Genomic DNA, 17,803 nt, shown 5'->3' on the forward strand with positions numbered 1-17,803 from the left:
CTGGAACGTCGCACAAGGCTTCTCCGTCGAAAAAGTCCACGGCTCTCCTTCGTCTGTCATCGGTCATTTCCCCACCGTGCTTTGATGGCGTCCATGATCAAAACGTTGAGCTTGGACGCGCCGGTCTCGCTGAGATGGTTGTCGTCCCGATAGAAAATCTGAGAGCCTCGATTGGCGAAACAGCGCTGTTGATCGCAGAAGGCCTTCTCCGGATACACGCGCACGAGATTTGGATCGGATCCGACATTATCGTATAATTCGTATGTCCGTTGCGTTCGCCGGCGGAAATCCCCGTAGGAAACCGAAATCGGTTCCGCCTGCATATAAGCTGCAGGATCGTTCTGGCGTCTGGCCCGCATGAGAAGCACCTGCGGGACGTTCCAACCCATCTCCGGGACAGGATAGACTAAGACAACCTTCACCCCGCGCTCCAGAAGTGTGTTTATGGTGTGGGAAATGGCCGTGGCGACTGCAGCCGGATCGGCTGGCCCGGTTTCACCCAGCTTGGCCAAATGCGGGTGATCGTCGCCCGGCTCGATTCCCCCCTCGCCATTGTCATAACGGCTCTGCTCCACGAGAATGGGGAGACGCCATAAGAGCACGGCTATCGGTCGCTTCAGCTTGCCTATGTAGTCGAGCCTCTTGTCATTGTAGTCGCCTGGACAACCCGGTTGGTCCACGTCAACCCTTTGCACACCCAGGAGAAATACGCAGCCGCCTCGATTGAGCGGTGTGAACGAAGCGATATCTCGGTAGTCGTCGAGGCTGTCTCGCATCGGACCAAGCAGAGTGCGAGCGTGAGAGTCACCTAAACTAACAAGAGCATAGCCCTCGGAATTCGAGCCATGAAAGGTACAAGGGCCCTGTTCAGGCGCAAAGTTGAGACAGCTCTTCCCGTTCTGAAAAATCTGAGCCTCACGAATATCGGATGCAGCGGCAATCGGGGCAAGGCCGTCCGCAAAACGGCTTGGCATGCCATTTTGGACATACCAGTAGTATCCGCCGCCGCTGAGTAGTACGGCTCCAAGTGAGGCAATCAGCCATATAACGGGCTTGCTGGTTCGCTTTCTGCTGCGGGTCGGCATCTCAACGAAGCGGTAAGTCGCAATGGCAAGTATAACAGACATCAAAATCCAACAAAATACCATCGTGCCATCGACAGAATTGGTCGCACTCATTCTGCCGAAAGCAAATATCGGCTGGTGCCAAAGGTAGAGGGAATATGATATCAGGCCGACAAATACAAACGGCTGGGAGGAAAGCGCTCGTGTAATGGGATCGCCGTGCCCTGTATACCAGATAAGCAATGCCGTTCCTGCAACCGGGATCAGCGTTACAAGTCCTGGGTGGTGCCACTGCGGCCTCATCAGCGGCACCGCGCAGATCAGGAGCGCCAAACCGACCGCAGGCGCGACTCGTGAAGAGCGTATCGACACAAGCCGGCCGCCAGTCAATTCGCGTCTTGCCAGAAACACCCCCAACCCTAGTTCCCAGATCCGAGGCGGCAGTAGAAAAAAAGATGCATCCGGCAAATGCCTTGTCATCCACTCCGCAAGAATGAACGAAACGACGAGCCCAAGGCACAGGATGGCGGTTAAAAACGTCCGAGCATATTTCCACACCAGTAGGAGAAAGCAAGGAAAGATCACGTAGAACTGTTCCTCGACCCCCAAGCTCCAAGTGTGAATTAACGGGCGAAAAAGATTGTCGGTTGCGTCATAACTCGCAACATGCCAGAAATATAGATTGGATGCTGAAAACACGGTTGCCAAAAGACTCGCCGAATAGTCTCTGAAGGCACTCGGCAGCATATAGAGCCAAGCGAAGGGGATCGTTACTGCTAAGACGGTATACAGCGCGGGTAAGATCCGTCTCGCGCGACGCTCGTAAAAGCTGGCGAACGAGAAAGTCCCATCCATGACTTCCCGCTGTACAATCGAGCCAATCAGATAGCCGCTAATAACAAAAAAAACATCAACGCCAATAAAACCGCCCGCAAAGGGGTCAAGGCCCGCGACGCGAAGCCCTGAATGGTAGAGAATCACCAGAACGACTGCGATCGCCCTCAGGCCGTCAATTTCGCGGCGATATCCAACTTGACCGGTCCGGGTGGCAATGATCCCACTCTGGGCAGCTCCCGTGTCTTGGTTCGCATTGCGAGCAGGATGATGGGCTTCGTACGGCAACCCTCGATCAATGCCGGGGGAACCATATGTCAATGGCGCAGCTGACTTTCCGCGAAACTCACTCATGTCAAAGGAGGCCCTTCCCTTGGATGCGTCTATCAAGATACCGGCGTGCTGACGCTCGGATCGGCCTGAAGCTGCTGCTTCAGCCAGGTCGTCGTGCTTTTTGCGGCTCCGATGACAAGGAAATCGATGTGCTCTACCCGCATTGTGAAAACCCTTTAACCGCCGATTTCGCTGGTTAGGTCGGTCGCCAAGCCGGCTTTGCGGGAGCAAAGCGCCCTGTCATAGATCTTCATGACATTTTCGACATGGCGGTGCGTGCTGTAGGAAAAGAAGGCGTGGTCGCGGGCTGCATCGCTGATCCGGGCCCAGAGCGGCGGATTGGACAGCAACCGCGATAGCGGCTCCATGAAGGCCCCGGCGTCTTCCGGTGTGACCAGAAATCCGGTCCGCTCGTTCTCGATAGCTTCCGGATTGCCGCCATGATCGGTTGCAACCACCGGCGTCCCAAGGAACATCGCCTCGATAAGGGTTCGGCCGAAGGGCTCTCCCATGGCGGGAACGACCAGAACATCCGTTGCCGCGAGGAAAGGTTCGATCGGGTTGCGAAAACCCATGAAGCGCACCGTTTGGCCGAGCCCGCGCTCGGCGCAGCGCACGCGGGCGGCCGCTTCAAGATCTTGCGAGCCCGCGGGTGAAGTCCCGAACACGCAGCCGACGACCGGGATTTGCGGGTGCTCCCGCACGAAACGATCAAGGATATCGATGAAGAGGAGCGGCCGCTTTCGTTCGATCAGCCCGCCGATGAAGCTCAGGATGCGTGTTCCTGGTGCAAGGCCTAGCTCGTCCAGAAGTGCGGCCTTGGCCGCGATCCTGTCAGGCACAGTCGACGGATGGTCGAAGGGACTATGGATGACGCTAAGCCGTCCCTTGAGGGATCTGATCGGATGCCGCGGTCGCGAAAATCGCGACACTGTCACCATGCGATGCGCGATGAGCGGCGCAAGCACGTTGGCGCCCTTGGCGTCGGGGTCGCCGCGATGATGCCAAACCAGCCGGGCACCTGCCAGCCTCGCCGCAATGCCCCAATTCACATGCGTCCTGCCGTCATTGGTGTGAACGATATCGAACTTCTGCTCCTTGATGAAACGCCGCATGCGCGGGAGCGTACTGGTCAGATAGGTCATGACATCGCCGGGAATTGTTCCCTTTCCAGGCGAAGTCGTCGGCAGCGGAAAACCCATGAAGGGCTGGCCTTCCATTTGCAGAAAGGCCGCCAGAGGCCCGGCCGTTTCCTGAAGCACCAGAATGGGAACGACCTTCGATGTATCGAGGTTCTGGATGAGCTTGAGCGCCGAGATGTGGCTTCCACCGACATCATCACCGATAAATGGAAAGCAAACCCGTACCGGCCCTTGGCTAGCTCCTCCAACCATCGCCTGTTACCCGGTCGCAGTTCCGAGATAGCTGCCTCGTTCGAGGTAGCTGACGATCTCTTCCGCGGCCTCCTCGGCACTCAGATCCGGCGTAACCGTGATCTGTGGCGCTTCTGGGCGCTCATAGGGGCTGCCGATGCCGGTGAAATTCTGGATCAAGCCGTTTCGGGCGCGTCGATAAAGGCCCTTCGGGTCGCGGCTTTCGGCGACCTCCAGTGGTGTATCGATGAAGATCTCGATAAACTGCCCTGGGCCGAAGAGGTCGCGCGCCATCCGCCGTTCAGCCTGGAATGGCGAAATGAATGAAGTAAGCGCTATCAGTCCGGCATCGACCATCAGCTTGGCGGCCTCGGCCACGCGTCGAATGTTCTCCACGCGATCAGCATCGGTGAAGCCGAGATCTCGGTTCAAGCCATGGCGAACATTGTCGCCGTCAAGTAGGTAGGTGTGCTTGCCGAGCGCATGGAGGCGCTTCTCCACGAGATTCGCGATCGTCGATTTTCCGGAGCCCGACAGGCCTGTGAACCACAGCACCACGGGCTTTTGACCTTTGGCGATCGCCCGCGCATTCATGTCGACATCCAGTGCTTGCCAATGGACGTTGTTCGCCCTGCGCAGACTGAAGTCGATCATTCCGGCACCGACCGTGTGGTTGTTGATCCGGTCGATGACGATGAACGCGCCGGTTTCGTGCACGCTGGAGAACGGGTCGAAGGCGAGCGGCGCCTGCGTCGTCAAGTTGACGAAGCCGACGTCGTTCTTCTCGAGGGTTTTTGCTGCCAGTTTTGCAAAATTATTAATGTCGACCCGGTGTTTTATCTGCGTGACGCTCGCACCCACCACGCTGGTGGCGAGCTTGATCAGATACGGGCGGCCGGGGATCAATGGATCCTCGTGCATCCAGAGCAGATGGGCCGCAAACTGGTCTGACACTTCCGGGCGCTCCGCCGCCCCCGCCAGGACGTCGCCGCGAGAAACGTCGATCTCATCTTCGAGCGTCAGCGTGACAGCCTCGCCCGCCGCTGCCTCCGACAGGTCTCCGTCCTGGGTAACGATGCGCTTGACCAAGCTTGTCACGCCGGAGCGTGCCACGACCACACGGTCTCCCGGCCGGATCACGCCGGCGGCGATGGTGCCGGCAAACCCGCGAAAGTCGAGGTTCGGACGATTGACCCATTGCACCGGCATCCGGAAAGGCGCGCTACGGCGGTCTCGTTCCACCTCGACGGTTTCCAGATGCTCGATGAGCGTCCGGCCTCGATACCAGGGCAGGTTCTCGCCTTTCGAAAGAACATTGTCGCCATAACGCGCCGAAAGCGGGATGGCCTCCAGAGAAACGAAGCCAAGCGGTTCCGCGAAGCTTCGATAGGTCGCCTCGATCTCGTCGAATACCGTTTGCGAATAATCGACCAGGTCGATTTTGTTGACCGCAAGAACGACATGCCGGATTCCGAGCAGCGAAACGATGAAGGAATGTCGGCGTGTCTGGGTCAGAATGCCCTGCCGCGCATCGACAAGAATGATCGCCAGGTCGGCATTGGATGCGCCAGTAGCCATGTTGCGGGTGTATTGCTCATGGCCTGGCGTGTCGGCGACTATGAATTTGCGCCGCTCCGTGGCGAAGAAACGATAGGCCACGTCGATCGTAATGCCCTGTTCGCGCTCGCTGGCGAGACCGTCGACCAGAAGGGCGAAGTCGAGATCGCCGCCGGTTGTGCCGTGGCGTTGGGAATCGCGGGTAAGTGTGGCAAGCTGGTCTTCCATCAGCAGCTTCGTGTCGTAGAGCAGCCTGCCGATCAGCGTCGACTTGCCGTCGTCCACGCTGCCGCATGTCAAAAATCGCAGCAGGCTCTTCTTCTCGTGGACAGCAAGATATTGCGAAGTGATCTCGTCTATCGAGGAAGATTCGAGTTCCGCGGTTTGAGCAAAACCCAGCATCAGAAATACCCCTCGCGCTTTTTCTTTTCCATCGATGTTGCTTCGTCATGGTCGATCAGCCGGCCCGATCGTTCGGAGGTCCTCACGACAAGCATTTCCTGGAGCACTTCGGGAACAGACGCGGCAGTGCTTTCGGTAGCCGCGGTGAGGGGATAGCAACCAAGCGTGCGGAAGCGGACCGAGCGCATTTCGGGGGATTCGCCCGGGCGAAGCGGCAGACGGTCGTCGTCCACCATAATCAACTGTCCGTCGCGCTCCACCACCGGGCGCTTGGCCGCGAAATACAGCGAGACGATGGGAATGTTCTCCCTCATGATGTATTGCCATATGTCGATTTCGGTCCAGTTCGAGAGCGGAAAAACCCGGACCGACTCCCCTGGTTTCAGCCGGCCGTTGTAGAGGTTCCATAGTTCCGGGCGCTGGTTCTTTGGATCCCAGCCGTGGCTATCGCTGCGCAGCGAAAACACCCGTTCTTTCGCGCGGCTCTTTTCCTCGTCGCGGCGCGCGCCGCCGAAAGCGGCATCGAAGCCGAGCGAGGTCAGTGCCGATTTCAGCGCCTCCGTCTTCATGATCTGCGTGTAGGTCGACGAGCCATGTGTAAATGGCGTGATCCCTTCGGCCAGGCCGGCCTCGTTGCGACGCACCAGCAGCTTCAGGCCAAGCCGCGCGACTGTCTCGTCGCGGAAACGGATCATTTCCTTGAACTTCCACGTCGTGTCGATGTGGAGAAGGGGGAACGGCAGTTGCGACGGATAGAAGGCCTTCATCGCGAGATGGAGCATCACGGCGGAGTCCTTGCCCACCGAATACAACATCACCGGGTTGCGCAGTTCGGCGGCGACCTCGCGAATGATATGGATCGATTCTGCCTCGAGCCGTTGCAGATGGGTAAGCGATGACGGCGAGCGTCGCTGCGCTATGGGCAAAGTGGCCAGGGCTTGAGGTGCAAGAGACATCTAGATCGCCTTTGAAGGGGCAAGACTTGCTTGGTTGAGAGCGTCCGCCGGCGGGGTTTGCCGGGCGGGGTGATGGGCGGTCTTGAGTGCCTGTCGCAACGAAAACGCCAGGCCGAAGGCCCACAGAATGCCCAGGACGATATGGGCAATATTGCCCCCCATCGCGCCGATCCGCGGGATGAGCAGGAGGGCCGTCACGTGGAAGGCGGCTGTCGCAACGACAACAATGCGCAACACCTCACGTTGCCGGCCCATGGCAAGCAGCGCCGAGCGGGCGGCTGAGCCTGAAAGCACGAACGTGACAGCCACCATCTGCACGATGACTAGGCTGGCTGCGCCTATGAACTCCGGTCCTGCGGTCCAGGCGAGCAGCGGCCGGATGAGCACCGCCACGACCAGGACGCAAATGACGCCAAAGCAGAGCAGCATGGCTTCGGTCTGAAAGATCACCCGCTTGAATTCCTCGATGCTGCCTTTTGCCCAAAGGCGGGCGACGTCGGGATAGAGAACGTTTTGCACCTGCGGGCCTACTTGCTGGCCGACGCGGCCTATGCGCTTGGCGATCTGGTACAAGCCAGCCGAGGCCGGGTCGGCTAGCCATCCGACCAGCAGTGTATCGAGCTCTTGCGCGCTCGCGCGCAAAGTGAGTGAAATGTTCGACGACCACGCGAAATTCCAGATGCCAGGGAAGCGGCGTGTGATGCCGGCCAAAGGCGCGCCCAGGACATTGTGGACACCCTGCCTGTGTAGCGCGCGCATGGTCAGCGTCAGGAGCGCCAGGGAGCCGAGGATCTGCGTTCCGGCCCAAACCGCTGTGAAATAGGCGAGATCGCCATTGAGCAGCACGCCGAGCAGACACAGCAATACGCGCAGAACCGCGTTGAGCAACTGCCCATAGGCGAGTAGGCGGAAGTTGCCGGCCATGCGTTGGACAGCCACGGGGACGCCGGAAATCTGAAACAGCAGAACACTGGAGTAGAGAACAAGAAGATGCACGATTTGCGTCGACCAACCGAAAACCGGTGCAAGGAGAAGGGCCGCGCCAATGGCGACGACCCAAGCGCAGACAGCGGCGCCGACATCGATAAGCAGGCCGAACTTCATGAGGACACGCAAATTCTCGTGGCCCTCGGATGCGTTCATGCCGGCTGCGTATTTGATAATTGGCTGCCACGACTGGAAGCTGACAACGCGCTCCACGACCCTTGTGAACGCGATGATCAATGCAAGCTCACCATAATTCGTCACGCCAAGCGCGCGTGCTGAAAGCGTAAAGGCTACAAGCGCCAGCAATGAGCCAAGAAAATTGCCGGTCAGAAGGTGTGCGATATTGGCCAGGCGCGTGCGGCCCGCACTCTTGCGCCTGGCAGCTTGCAGCACCCGTCGAGCCAGTCTTCCGATCATCGCAACCGTAGCCAAAGTCGCCCCGCTCATTCTTGATCGGCAATACGCGTCCCTTGGTCGTTCTGCGGGATTGTTTCTGCCGATGACATCCATCATCGGCAGAAACCAGAAAGCCGCCACGACCAAGTTTGGTCCTGTCGCAACCCCAATAAGCTAGGACCTGATCGCCGCTACGACCGATGGCCTACCCCATTAGCGGTAGCAGCTTCATGGCCGTTTATCGATAAAATATATACGGCGCGAAAAAGTAGAACTATAAGACATACCGAACTAATAAAGAGAAAATCCCTTAAATATTTGGCTTTGTAATCTTCAAGAAAAGCAAACGGCTCCATATCCTATTAATCTCCTCGGGATGAAGCGCAACATATATGGTGCGCCTCTTTCGCTGTTGGTCGAGGACTGATCTAAGGTTGGATCCGGTAAGAGATATGCCGAAATCCGACGGGCCCGAATAGGCCTGGCCGAGCATGCGATCCAGCATCAACTCTCCCAAGGCCGGAGTGTAGCGCGCAGAGCTCCAGTACCACCGCATCGTCTGATGACGATCGCCCGGATCCGGAATGTCTTCCATTGTAACGGAGTTATAGCCGCTAAAATCCCACAGTTTCACTTCAGACGTGGCTGTCTTGGATGCATTGACCTGACTTACAGTATACGTCAGATCCACACGCCAGCGGTCGTAAACCGGGAGTAGCCCCATGGCCCTGAGTGCTTCCATCTGACGAGCATGTATCGGTGAGATGAAGAGCGTGACGTCTACTCCAGCGGCGGTGAGACGATCCAGCAGGTCACGCAACAGGCCGATTCTGGTGAGGTCATAATCGAAGCTGCCGGGAGAGGAAAACTCCGCCATCAACCGATTCAGCCTCTGGTCGGACACCTGTCTGTAGCTGTAATTGTGCGTCAACATGATCTGGTGAAAACCGTCTTCCTTGTCGGTCTCCCGAAATCCAATGCTGTTGGCGTGCACCGTCCGCAAAGCGTCGATAAAGCTTTCGGGGGAGAACAAGGACCGCGCATAAACGATAGGCATTGGAACTCCGGCAAAGCCGGACTCCGGAAAATCTTGGGTTTCCGTTCGGTCCGCCTCAAACATGGAGAAATCGAGATTGACGATCATCCGGCGGGGTGCGCCATGAGCCAAGGCGAACATGCCAATGTCATAGAGTTCGGCCATGCTCGCATGCGGAACAGCGGCATTGTAGGCCTTCAGCCTAGCTAGGCTCGGTCCGGCGGGATCAAGCCCGACGCGCGCCCGCGAGCCGCCGAGGATCAAAGTGTCGTAATCGGTGAGCCATAGACGTAGTGAGCGCTCGGCTGTCGTACCGATCGAAAGGCGATGTGTCTTTTCGGCATTGAAATCAGGAATCTCCAGATGATGGTTGATCCCATATGGATCGACAACAAAAACGAAAGCGGCAGTCCCAAGCTCTAGCAGAATACCGATGGCTGCAACCCTTGCAGCGAACCGTGGCAGGCGCGATCCAGATGTCCTCAACGGCCCGCCCGACTGCGAAACCTGCGAGCCCATGAACTCGGGCATGGTGGCGTGTCCCGCGGCGCTGATCCCCTCTCGGGTGAAGATCTTGTAAAAGGTCAGGCAGAGAATTTTCAGGTCAAGTGCGAAGGTTCGGTGATCGACATACCAGACGTCCAGGACGAAGCGGTTCTCCCAATCAAGTGCGTTGCGGCCGTTCACCTGCGCCAAACCTGTGATGCCGGGAATGACTTGGTGACGACGCGCCTGCTCAGGGCTATAGCGGGGGAGATACTCCATCAAGAGTGGACGAGGCCCGACGAGGCTCATCTCACCCCGCAATACGTTGATCAATTCGGGCAGCTCATCAAGGCTGCTTGCGCGCAGAAAGCTGCCGAAGCCAGTTAGCCTGTCAGCATCGGGAAGCAGCCGGCCATGACGATCCCGACGATCGGTCATCGTTCTGAACTTGATTATCTTGAATGGTTTTCCGTGGAGGCCGGGACGTTCCTGGCGGAAAAAAACAGGACGCCCAAGAAGCAGCGCGACTGCTATTGAAAGCACCGCGATGAGGGGCGACATCAGCAGCAGAAGGCAGGCGGCACCGAGCAGGTCGAACGTGCGTTTCATGAGCGATGCTCCTTTCATCAGCATGCCTGCCCCGGCTCGCTGATACGCCCTCTGGCCAACCGCAAGGCTCCGTAGTGATCAAAAGCCAGGCCACGCCAAGGGACACAATCTCGAAAGTCTACATGTAGCCTTGTGTCTTGAGGCCGATCCCAGCCAGGGACGATGTGCGGGCATTGCCTTGCCCCAGGCGACGCGCGACAGGTCGCCGCTTTTAGTTATATTGGCTGTAAAGTGCGCCTATCAAAGATCATCTCCGGATGAACATCAGGATATGTGCGCCGGATTTGAAAACGCTCGAGGTGTTCTTGTCCGGCATTGGATATTTTTCATTCGCAGATCGCGAACCTGAACAACTGGGTTCGTGATCAATTGCCTTCACTCAGAATTTCGTCAAAGCGGAGTCCCATTTTTCCGCAATCTGCTGCATTGAGAACCGATCGATCGTTTTCCGGGCCGATCTTCCCATTTTGTGGCGAAGAGCATTATTTCGCATCAGGCATGCCATTGCAGATGCCAACTCGGCAACATCGTCGACTGGTACCAGCAGACCCGAAACGCCTGGTTCGACGATTTCGGAGGGACCGAAATCACAGTCCGTTGCGACGACGGGCAGGCCGGCCGCCATCGCCTCGATCAGCACGTTGGGAAAGCCTTCGTAGCGTGACGGCAGGACAAAGAGGGAGGCGTCGCGTGCCCATTCGCCCGGACGCTCGGTAATGCCGGCAAGCTTTACCCTGTCCTCCAAATCAAACGCATCGATCTGACGTTGAAGAAGAACCCGATCAGGTCCCTCGCCGAAGATCGTCAATGCCCATGCCGGAAATTCGGTGGCGATTTTAGCAAACGCCTTTATCAGCGTGTCGAAGCCTTTCTGTTCCACCAGGCGTCCGACGCCGACCAGGCGAAACATTTCATTGCCATGGTCTTTGTAGGCATCGGTCGCCTCGCACGGATTTCCGATGACCTCGCAAGGATTTCCGATAACGTGGGCCTTTTTTCTGAGCGTATCTGGAAGCGTCTTGACAATCGCATCGGTCTGCATGACAAGCCGATCCGCTTGCCGAAGTATAATGCCAGAAACGAGCCGCCAAGCGGCGTGTTTCTTCTGCGCCTTTGGATTGTTTCTTTCCGAGATAATAACCCGGATGCCAAGATTCTTCGCCGCCAGCAGGCAGAGAATATTAATTTTTGTTAGAAACGAAACGATCAGAGTGGGCTGAAGCCGCTTGAATTCCGCGCGCAACACGGCCACGCGCCGCAAGCTGCGGACAAATCCGAGTTTCGAAAGCCGCGAAGCTCCGTCCTCTACAAGTCTGTGGACGGTGACCTTCGGGTGCAGGGCAAAATAGCTCTTATCTTGCTCTCCCACGAAAGCAAATAGATGGACTTCATCTCCGCGCCTGCATCGATCTGCGGCAAGCAGACTGACGACGCGCTCCGTCCCTCCTGCACCCAGGCCCGCCTGCACAATCGCAAGTCGCATTTACTCCCCTCTTAACGTCAAGACGTCGATGGATTATTTCCATACTTCTCGGCGATCTCCGCCAAGTTGCTGCATGGATTGGTGGAAAGGGATTCGATGACAGGAAGATCTCTCTTGATCATCTCGCCTTGGCCGTGTTCATCCATGAGTTGACGGCGAAGTTCATACCAGCCGCATACGAGCTGCGTTCCGCCACGGCGAAGCAGTTCCATCGCGGCTGGAGTTAGCCAGTCGATGCAGGTCTGCTCAATGAGCTCGGCTTGCGCATCACTAAGATGATCGGCAAAGCCGCCGACCTTGCCGAGACGCGCATGCTGACTTTCGCCATCGTGCGCCGTTAGGCCGCCCGCCATCTCATGCTCACGCATCACATAGAAACGCGAAGCGTCGATAGAATCCTGAAGCGCGCGCGCGGACGGTGTGTGGCCAAGAAATCTCAGGATACGCGTGCAGGCACCCATAGGATCTTCAGTCAGTTCCTCATAGCCCAATACTGCACTCACGTGATGCTTTAGACCTCTACCCCAATCATTCAGATATACTATCAGAGCCGGCAGGCCTTGTTCGCGATCGGCAATGAACGCGTCCATGGTGCCTTCAAAGCAGTGTTTGTGACGTGTGGCATCGAAATAAGCTGACACGATTACGTCGCGCGGATCTCGAGTCATGAAGATGATGGGTCGGTTGAGGAAAAGCGAGCGTCTATAGGTGAGGTGCGAAACCAGGACGAGCGGCACGCGATGGCGCTCATCTGTGTAACGAAAAGCCGGGATGCCCCTCGTCGGATCGAGATCGAAATCCGGAAGAACTTCGAACATTGGCGAAAGATCGACGTTCTCGCCGTTGGCGTGGCGACTGAAGTATTCCGAAAGTATATGTCTAAGCTGGGTTGCTCCGGATTCGGGATAGGAGACAAGAAACGCGTCTGCGCCCGACGCAGCCCAGGTCATCCTGATCCGGGCGTCGATCTTATGCAATGTCAGACGGGTGGTCGTCAGCATGGTGACAGGTCTTCAGTCCTTGGGGATCGTAGCGCAGCATGTATGACGTCGCAGTCGAAGGACGCGATGGGAGGGCTGCTGGCCATGGCCTTGAGTGGTACCGCGCAATCTTCGTAGCGGGACGAAAGCACAAATGCGTCGGCGTCCAGAAGGCAGGATCGCCATGCGTAGCAGATCAGATCCGCCCTTCCCGACTGTAGTGGCGCTGCGATCCAGAAATGCCAAGCCGGCGAAGCTGTCCATCGCGTATTCCAATCCCGCTGTCGCAACCCCTAAATACCCAGCTTTCTTTGAACCGACGAGTTGCACATAGGGATGCATCGCCGGCTGCCGTTTACCTCTAAAGGAGGACTTGGGCGCAGAAACGAAGCAGACAATAGAAGAGATCTGTGTCCATCTATCGCTCACGCCGGTGAGTTGGAGCCTTGAATTCATGCGCATAGCCTTTGTCGGTGCGGTGGAGGGATCTCGGGTCGCATTCGATGCCCTTGTCGAAGCCGGCATGACGCCATCGCTGCTTGTCACTCTTGCGGGCGAAGCTTCCAAACGCCATTCCGATTTCGTCGATCTGGCGGGGCCGGCACGTCTGGCCGGGGCCGCGGTCCACCTGACCAAGGACATCAATGCCCCCGACACGATCGACAGGCTCGAAGCCGAGCGGCCCGATTTGACGATGGTGGTCGGCTGGTCGCAAATCTGCCGCGGCGAATTTCGCTCGGTCGCCCGATATGGCTCGATCGGCTTTCACCCGGCGCCGTTACCGCGTTTTCGGGGGAGGGCGGTGATCCCCTGGACGATCATTGCGAATGAAAAGGAGACGGGCTCGACTTTCTTCCGGCTGGACGAGGGTGTCGACAGTGGCCCTATCGTCCTCCAGAAGCTTTTTGCCGTAGCACCGGACGAGACCGCGCGCTCGCTCTACGACAAGCACAAGCAGGCCCTGTTCGAGATGACGCCGCTTGTCGTTTCGGCGATAAGTCGTGACAAGGCCGTGGGCGTCGCGCAGGACGAATCCCTTGCCAGCTATTGCGCAAAGCGCACGGCCGATGACGGAATGATCAACTGGAGCGATGCCGCCGAGAATGTCCTTCGTTTTGTCCGCGCCGTCGGCGATCCCTATCCGGGCGCCTTCACTTTCACTGCCGGTGCCAAGATCGTGATCGACATGGCGCGCATGTTTGCCCCGCCTGGGCGCCATATCGGGCTGACCGGCCAGGTCCAAACTCATACCGACAGCGGCTTTACAGTGCTTTGTGGAGACGGAGCCGCCATTGAGGTGACATCCTGGCATGGCGAGAGGCCCAGGATACACGCCAAGCTGGCCTCGGCATGACCAACCTGTGTCGGGCCAAGGGTTTAGGCGCGTGCACTTATTACAGGCTACGCGCTTCAGGCGGCTATTGTCGGCCGCGACGGCCGTTCTTCCAGATACCAGCGTACGAAGGCGGTCACCCCGTCCTCGACGCTGGTGCAAGGGCGAAAGCCGGTAAGGGCCTCCAGCAGGCGGGGGTCGGCATAGGTTGCCCGCATGTCGCCAGCCTGCATCGGCAACATCTTGCGGATGGCTCGTTTGCCCAGGCAGTTCTCGATTGTCTCGATAAAAGGCAGCAGCCCGACAGGCTCGCCGCAGCCTATGTTGACGACACGCCACGGCGCGACGGGTGACAGCGTGTCGACGACGCCGGGAGCGGACGCCGTGCGACCTGTCGCCGGCGTGCATTCGACGAGCCGGACGACGGCTTCGACGAGATCATCGATATAAGTGAAATCACGCTTCATCAGGCCTTCGCCATACACTTCGATCGGACGGCCGTTCTGGATCGCGTCGACAAATTTGAAGAGCGCCATGTCGGGCCGGCCCCAGGGGCCATATACGGTGAAGAAGCGGAAGCATGTGGTCGGCGTTCCGAAGATATGTGAATAGGAGTGCGCCATCGCCTCCATCGCCTTCTTCGTGGCCGCATAAAAGGTCAACGGCCAATCAGCCTTGTCGGTTTCGACGAATGGCATCTTGTCGTTCGCTCCATAGGCCGAGCTCGTGGACGCAAGGAGCAAATGCCGGGGCTTGAGATCACGCGCAAGCTCAAGGACGTTGAACGAGCCGACGAGATTGCTGTCCGTGTAACTTCGCGGATTGTCGATTGAGTAGCGGACACCGGCCTGCGCGGCCAGATGCACGATCACGTCGGGCCGGGCGGAGTCTGCGGCGCGGCGAAGGGCGTCCATGTCTTCCAGTTGGCCGATATGGGCGCGAAAGGCGTCGTACCGTTGAAGCAGGGTGTGTCGCGACTGCTTCAGGACCATGTCATAGTATGGCGTCATCCCGTCGAATCCGGTGACGCGATGACCGTCGTCGAGCAGCCGGCGCGCCAGGTGAAAACCGATGAATCCTGCGGTGCCGGTGATCAGATACCTCATTCCGCGGCCGCGGCGAAAACTGCCTTGTCTCCGACCGCTCCCTCACCGATATTCACGTACTCGAAGCCGTGTCTGGAGATGTCTTCCCGCCGGTAAATGTTGCGCAGGTCGACCACCACCCGTTTCGACATCGTGCGGGACAATCGTTCAAAATCCAGGGCGCGGAACTGATTCCACTCGGTCACGATGACCAGCGCGTCGGCGCCCTCGGCGCATTCATAGGCGCCTTCGGCATAGCTGACGCTGTTGCCGAGCACGATTTTCGCCTGATCCATGCCTTCGGGGTCATACACTCGGACATGGGCCCCAAAATCGATCAAGGCCTGGATGATCGAGAGGGAAGGCGCTTCACGGACGTCATCGGTGTTGGGTTTGAAGGTAAGGCCCAGCAAGGCCACTGTCTTTGCGCGGACATCGCCGCCGCAGGCAAATACGATCTTGCGCGCCATGGTGCGTTTTCGCTGGTCGTTCACGGCAACCGTCGTTTCGATCAGGCGCAAGGGCGCGCCGCTGTCCTGCGCCGTCTTGACCAAAGCCAGCGTGTCTTTTGGAAAACAGGATCCTCCATAGCCCGGGCCGGCGTGCAGGAACTTTGAGCCGATGCGATTGTCGAGCCCGATGCCCCGCGCTACCTCGCGCACGTTCGCGCCCACGCTCTCGCACAGATCCGCGATCTCGTTGATGAACGTGATCTTGAGCGCCAGGAAGGCGTTGGCCGCATATTTGATCAGCTCGGACGTGCGGCGGCCGGTAAACAGGATTGGTGCCTGGTTGAGATAAAGCGGCCGATACACCTCCGCCATCACCTCCCGGCCACGCTCGTCCGACGGCAGGCCGATAACGATCCGGTCTGGTCGTTTGAAGTCGTCGATCGCGGCTCCTTCGCGCAGGAATTCCGGGTTGGAGACGACCGCCACATCGGCCAGGGGATTGCATTGGCGAATGATCCGTTCGACCTCATCCCCCGTGCCCACCGGCACCGTGGATTTGATTGCCACCACGGTGAACCCGTGAACAGCGGCCGCGATTTCTCGGGCCGCTTCGTAGACATAGGACAGATCGGCATGGCCGTCGCCCCGCCTCGAAGGCGTCCCGACTGCAATGAACACCACGTCCGCATCGGCGACTGCCGCTGCAAGCGTGCTGGTGAAGGTGAGCTGGCCGCTCGCGGAATTCTTGTCGACGAGGTCGTCGAGACCTGGCTCATAGATCGGCATTCTTCCGGCCTGGAGATCGGCAATCTTGGCCTCCGCCTTATCGACGCAGACGACTTGATGGCCGAAATCAGCCAGGCAAGCGCCCGATACAAGACCCACGTAACCCGAACCAACAATCGCGATGCGCATGTAACCGCCACTCTGATGATGACAACTGACGCGATTAAGCCAGCAGCGGCCAAGAAAATGGAGTGCGCAATCGGATAAGACATTACCACTTCCGAGACCTGGTATGGGGCCGGACGGTCGTCTGGCGCAGTTTGACAACGCTAAGTGCTGATGGCCATTGCAAATGGACGAGACGAGATGATCTGGCGCCTAGCCACGCTCGGCTGCAAGCCGGCTGACGGCGCTTCATTGGCGCGTCGATTGCTTGAGTTCATTTTCCGTCAAAATTCCGCTCAGCGGCCGTTCGGTCTTTTGCCATGCTCTTGGAGGTAGCTCGGTTCTCGCTTCAACTTGCCGTCCAGGAGCCGAGTCAGGAAATTGCCCTCGGACAGCCTCGCCTGAGCTTGATGGATCTTCGTCCGGGTGAGACTGCGCGCTGGAGTTCTGCCGTGACGAACAACGCTAGGCTGAGCACGCCGAGGCCGGCAGGGCGATTTTCCGGTCCATGCAATGGAATTGTTGCCGGCTGCGCGCGGTCGCATTTGCCGGCGAACATTCAAAGAATGTAGCCGAGGGCCTCGCTTTCCGTCGCACTGTCAGCCGCGGAGACAGGCTTGGCGAAGAGGAAGGCACCATCTCGCGAGAACAGATCCGCCGGCATCATCTGGAACTCGCGCTGCGAATGCGGGACATCCAATTCACGATCGACAATATGCCAGAGGCTGTTGAAGAACGACCCGTCGGCTTGCCTCATGCTTTCCCCCCGAAGCGGCTTTCTCGATGAGAAAACCGTTGCTGGATTGGCCCACATGTCGGCAATGGCGATATCGTAATAGCCGGGATGCGCGGCATTGGGTTTGATAATCGCGAAGGGCGTGTTCTTTTCCGGCCAGCCTACGCGGCCCACGGTCAGGCACTCTTCCGGCTCGGGCAATCTTGCCTCCACAAGATAGGCCAGTGCCGCATCGATGCCGCCGATTTCCGAAACGACGCACGATGTCAGTCCCGCGCGGGCAAGCTGCATCAGCTTTCGAGCCTCTTGTTCATCCATATCGGCCCATCTCAGGAAAGCCATCCATTGCTGGTGCAGGCAGTCGTCCTTGGCCTGGCAAAGAAGTCGTCCTGCCTCCAAAGCGGATTCGACCCTCCTCCTGTCCGCCTCCGCGAAGGCTTCTCGCGCAGGGCGAATTCGGCCGGCTATTTCCATCAGGTCATTTGAGATGTTTTTCATATCCTCCTCCCCAGGCGGATTTCTAATCTGACTTATGCGCTCCATGATGCGTTGGTTTTGTATTGCGTAGAATGCCTTCACGGGAACGCGCGAGATATCTTAGTGACGTGGCCAACCTATTCTTTTGAGCAAGGGTCCCACTTCCGACCGTCGGCTGTACCCGCGCGCGATAGTGTTCGCTACTACTTGCTGCCATAGCTTCGCTTTCGTCGTTGTCGGCGTCGCCTGGTCCACACGACGACGCCGGCAAATTCTGTCGTCCGATCGGCCCAACGCCGTCTGCGGGGCGATATGCGCGCGGTGGATGCTCGG

The 17,803-nt window shown here is 58.3% G+C and carries 12 protein-coding genes; 1 reads left to right on the plus strand and 11 read right to left on the minus strand.

Going from position 1 to position 17,803, the window contains the following annotated elements:
• Window positions 1-56: 56 nt before the first annotated feature.
• The 8 genes from LB532_RS20990 to LB532_RS21030 all read right to left on the minus strand — a co-directional run bounded on the left by LB532_RS20990 (window position 57) and on the right by LB532_RS21030 (window position 12,517).
• Window positions 57-2,252: an acyltransferase family protein gene (locus LB532_RS20990; RefSeq protein WP_140642925.1), complete on the minus strand. Its 2,196-nt coding sequence runs from the start codon at window positions 2,250-2,252 to the stop codon at window positions 57-59.
• A gap of 155 nt (window positions 2,253-2,407) precedes the next feature.
• The gene (locus LB532_RS21000) at window positions 2,408-3,625 is read right to left on the minus strand and encodes a glycosyltransferase family 4 protein (protein WP_140642923.1); all 1,218 of its coding nucleotides are present in this window, start codon (window positions 3,623-3,625) and stop codon (window positions 2,408-2,410) included.
• Between the two features lie 6 nt (window positions 3,626-3,631).
• Window positions 3,632-5,563 carry a sulfate adenylyltransferase subunit CysN gene (gene cysN, locus LB532_RS21005; protein WP_140642921.1) on the minus strand — a complete coding sequence of 644 codons (1,932 nt, stop codon included), beginning with the start codon at window positions 5,561-5,563 and terminating at the stop codon, window positions 3,632-3,634.
• Complete coding sequence (gene cysD / locus LB532_RS21010) at window positions 5,563-6,519, minus strand: sulfate adenylyltransferase subunit CysD (protein ID WP_210239925.1); 957 nt, start codon at window positions 6,517-6,519, stop codon at window positions 5,563-5,565. Before cysD ends, cysN begins: the two co-directional genes overlap by 1 nt.
• Entirely contained in the window at window positions 6,520-7,923 is a 1,404-nt protein-coding gene (locus LB532_RS21015; RefSeq protein ID WP_263491766.1) for a lipopolysaccharide biosynthesis protein, read from the minus strand.
• A gap of 289 nt (window positions 7,924-8,212) precedes the next feature.
• The gene (locus LB532_RS30220; protein ID WP_140642920.1) at window positions 8,213-10,033 is read right to left on the minus strand and encodes a sugar transferase; all 1,821 of its coding nucleotides are present in this window, start codon (window positions 10,031-10,033) and stop codon (window positions 8,213-8,215) included.
• 379 nt (window positions 10,034-10,412) lie between these two features.
• Window positions 10,413-11,516, minus strand: a complete 1,104-nt coding sequence (locus tag LB532_RS21025; RefSeq protein WP_140642918.1) for a glycosyltransferase family 4 protein — start codon at window positions 11,514-11,516, stop codon at window positions 10,413-10,415.
• Window positions 11,517-11,533: 17 nt separating this feature from the next.
• Window positions 11,534-12,517, minus strand: a complete 984-nt coding sequence (locus LB532_RS21030; RefSeq protein ID WP_140642917.1) for a sulfotransferase domain-containing protein — start codon at window positions 12,515-12,517, stop codon at window positions 11,534-11,536.
• A 433-nt stretch (window positions 12,518-12,950) separates the two neighbouring features.
• Between LB532_RS21030 and LB532_RS21035 the strand changes: the two genes are divergently transcribed.
• Window positions 12,951-13,850 carry a formyltransferase family protein gene (locus LB532_RS21035; protein ID WP_140642915.1) on the plus strand — a complete coding sequence of 300 codons (900 nt, stop codon included), beginning with the start codon at window positions 12,951-12,953 and terminating at the stop codon, window positions 13,848-13,850.
• 56 nt (window positions 13,851-13,906) lie between these two features.
• On the opposite strand, the gene LB532_RS21040 is transcribed toward LB532_RS21035, so the two are convergent.
• The 3 genes from LB532_RS21040 to LB532_RS21050 all read right to left on the minus strand — a co-directional run bounded on the left by LB532_RS21040 (window position 13,907) and on the right by LB532_RS21050 (window position 17,491).
• Window positions 13,907-14,935 (minus strand): NAD-dependent epimerase/dehydratase family protein, encoded by a 1,029-nt coding sequence (locus LB532_RS21040; RefSeq protein ID WP_140642914.1) that lies wholly within the window; start codon window positions 14,933-14,935, stop codon window positions 13,907-13,909.
• Window positions 14,932-16,281 carry a UDP-glucose dehydrogenase family protein gene (locus LB532_RS21045; RefSeq protein WP_140642912.1) on the minus strand — a complete coding sequence of 450 codons (1,350 nt, stop codon included), beginning with the start codon at window positions 16,279-16,281 and terminating at the stop codon, window positions 14,932-14,934. Before LB532_RS21045 ends, LB532_RS21040 begins: the two co-directional genes overlap by 4 nt.
• Before the next feature lie 535 nt (window positions 16,282-16,816).
• Entirely contained in the window at window positions 16,817-17,491 is a 675-nt protein-coding gene (locus LB532_RS21050) for a hypothetical protein (RefSeq protein WP_140642911.1), read from the minus strand.
• Window positions 17,492-17,803 lie beyond the last annotated feature (312 nt).

Source organism: Mesorhizobium sp. ESP-6-2, assembly GCF_020164675.1.
Lineage (GTDB): Bacteria > Pseudomonadota > Alphaproteobacteria > Rhizobiales > Rhizobiaceae > Mesorhizobium.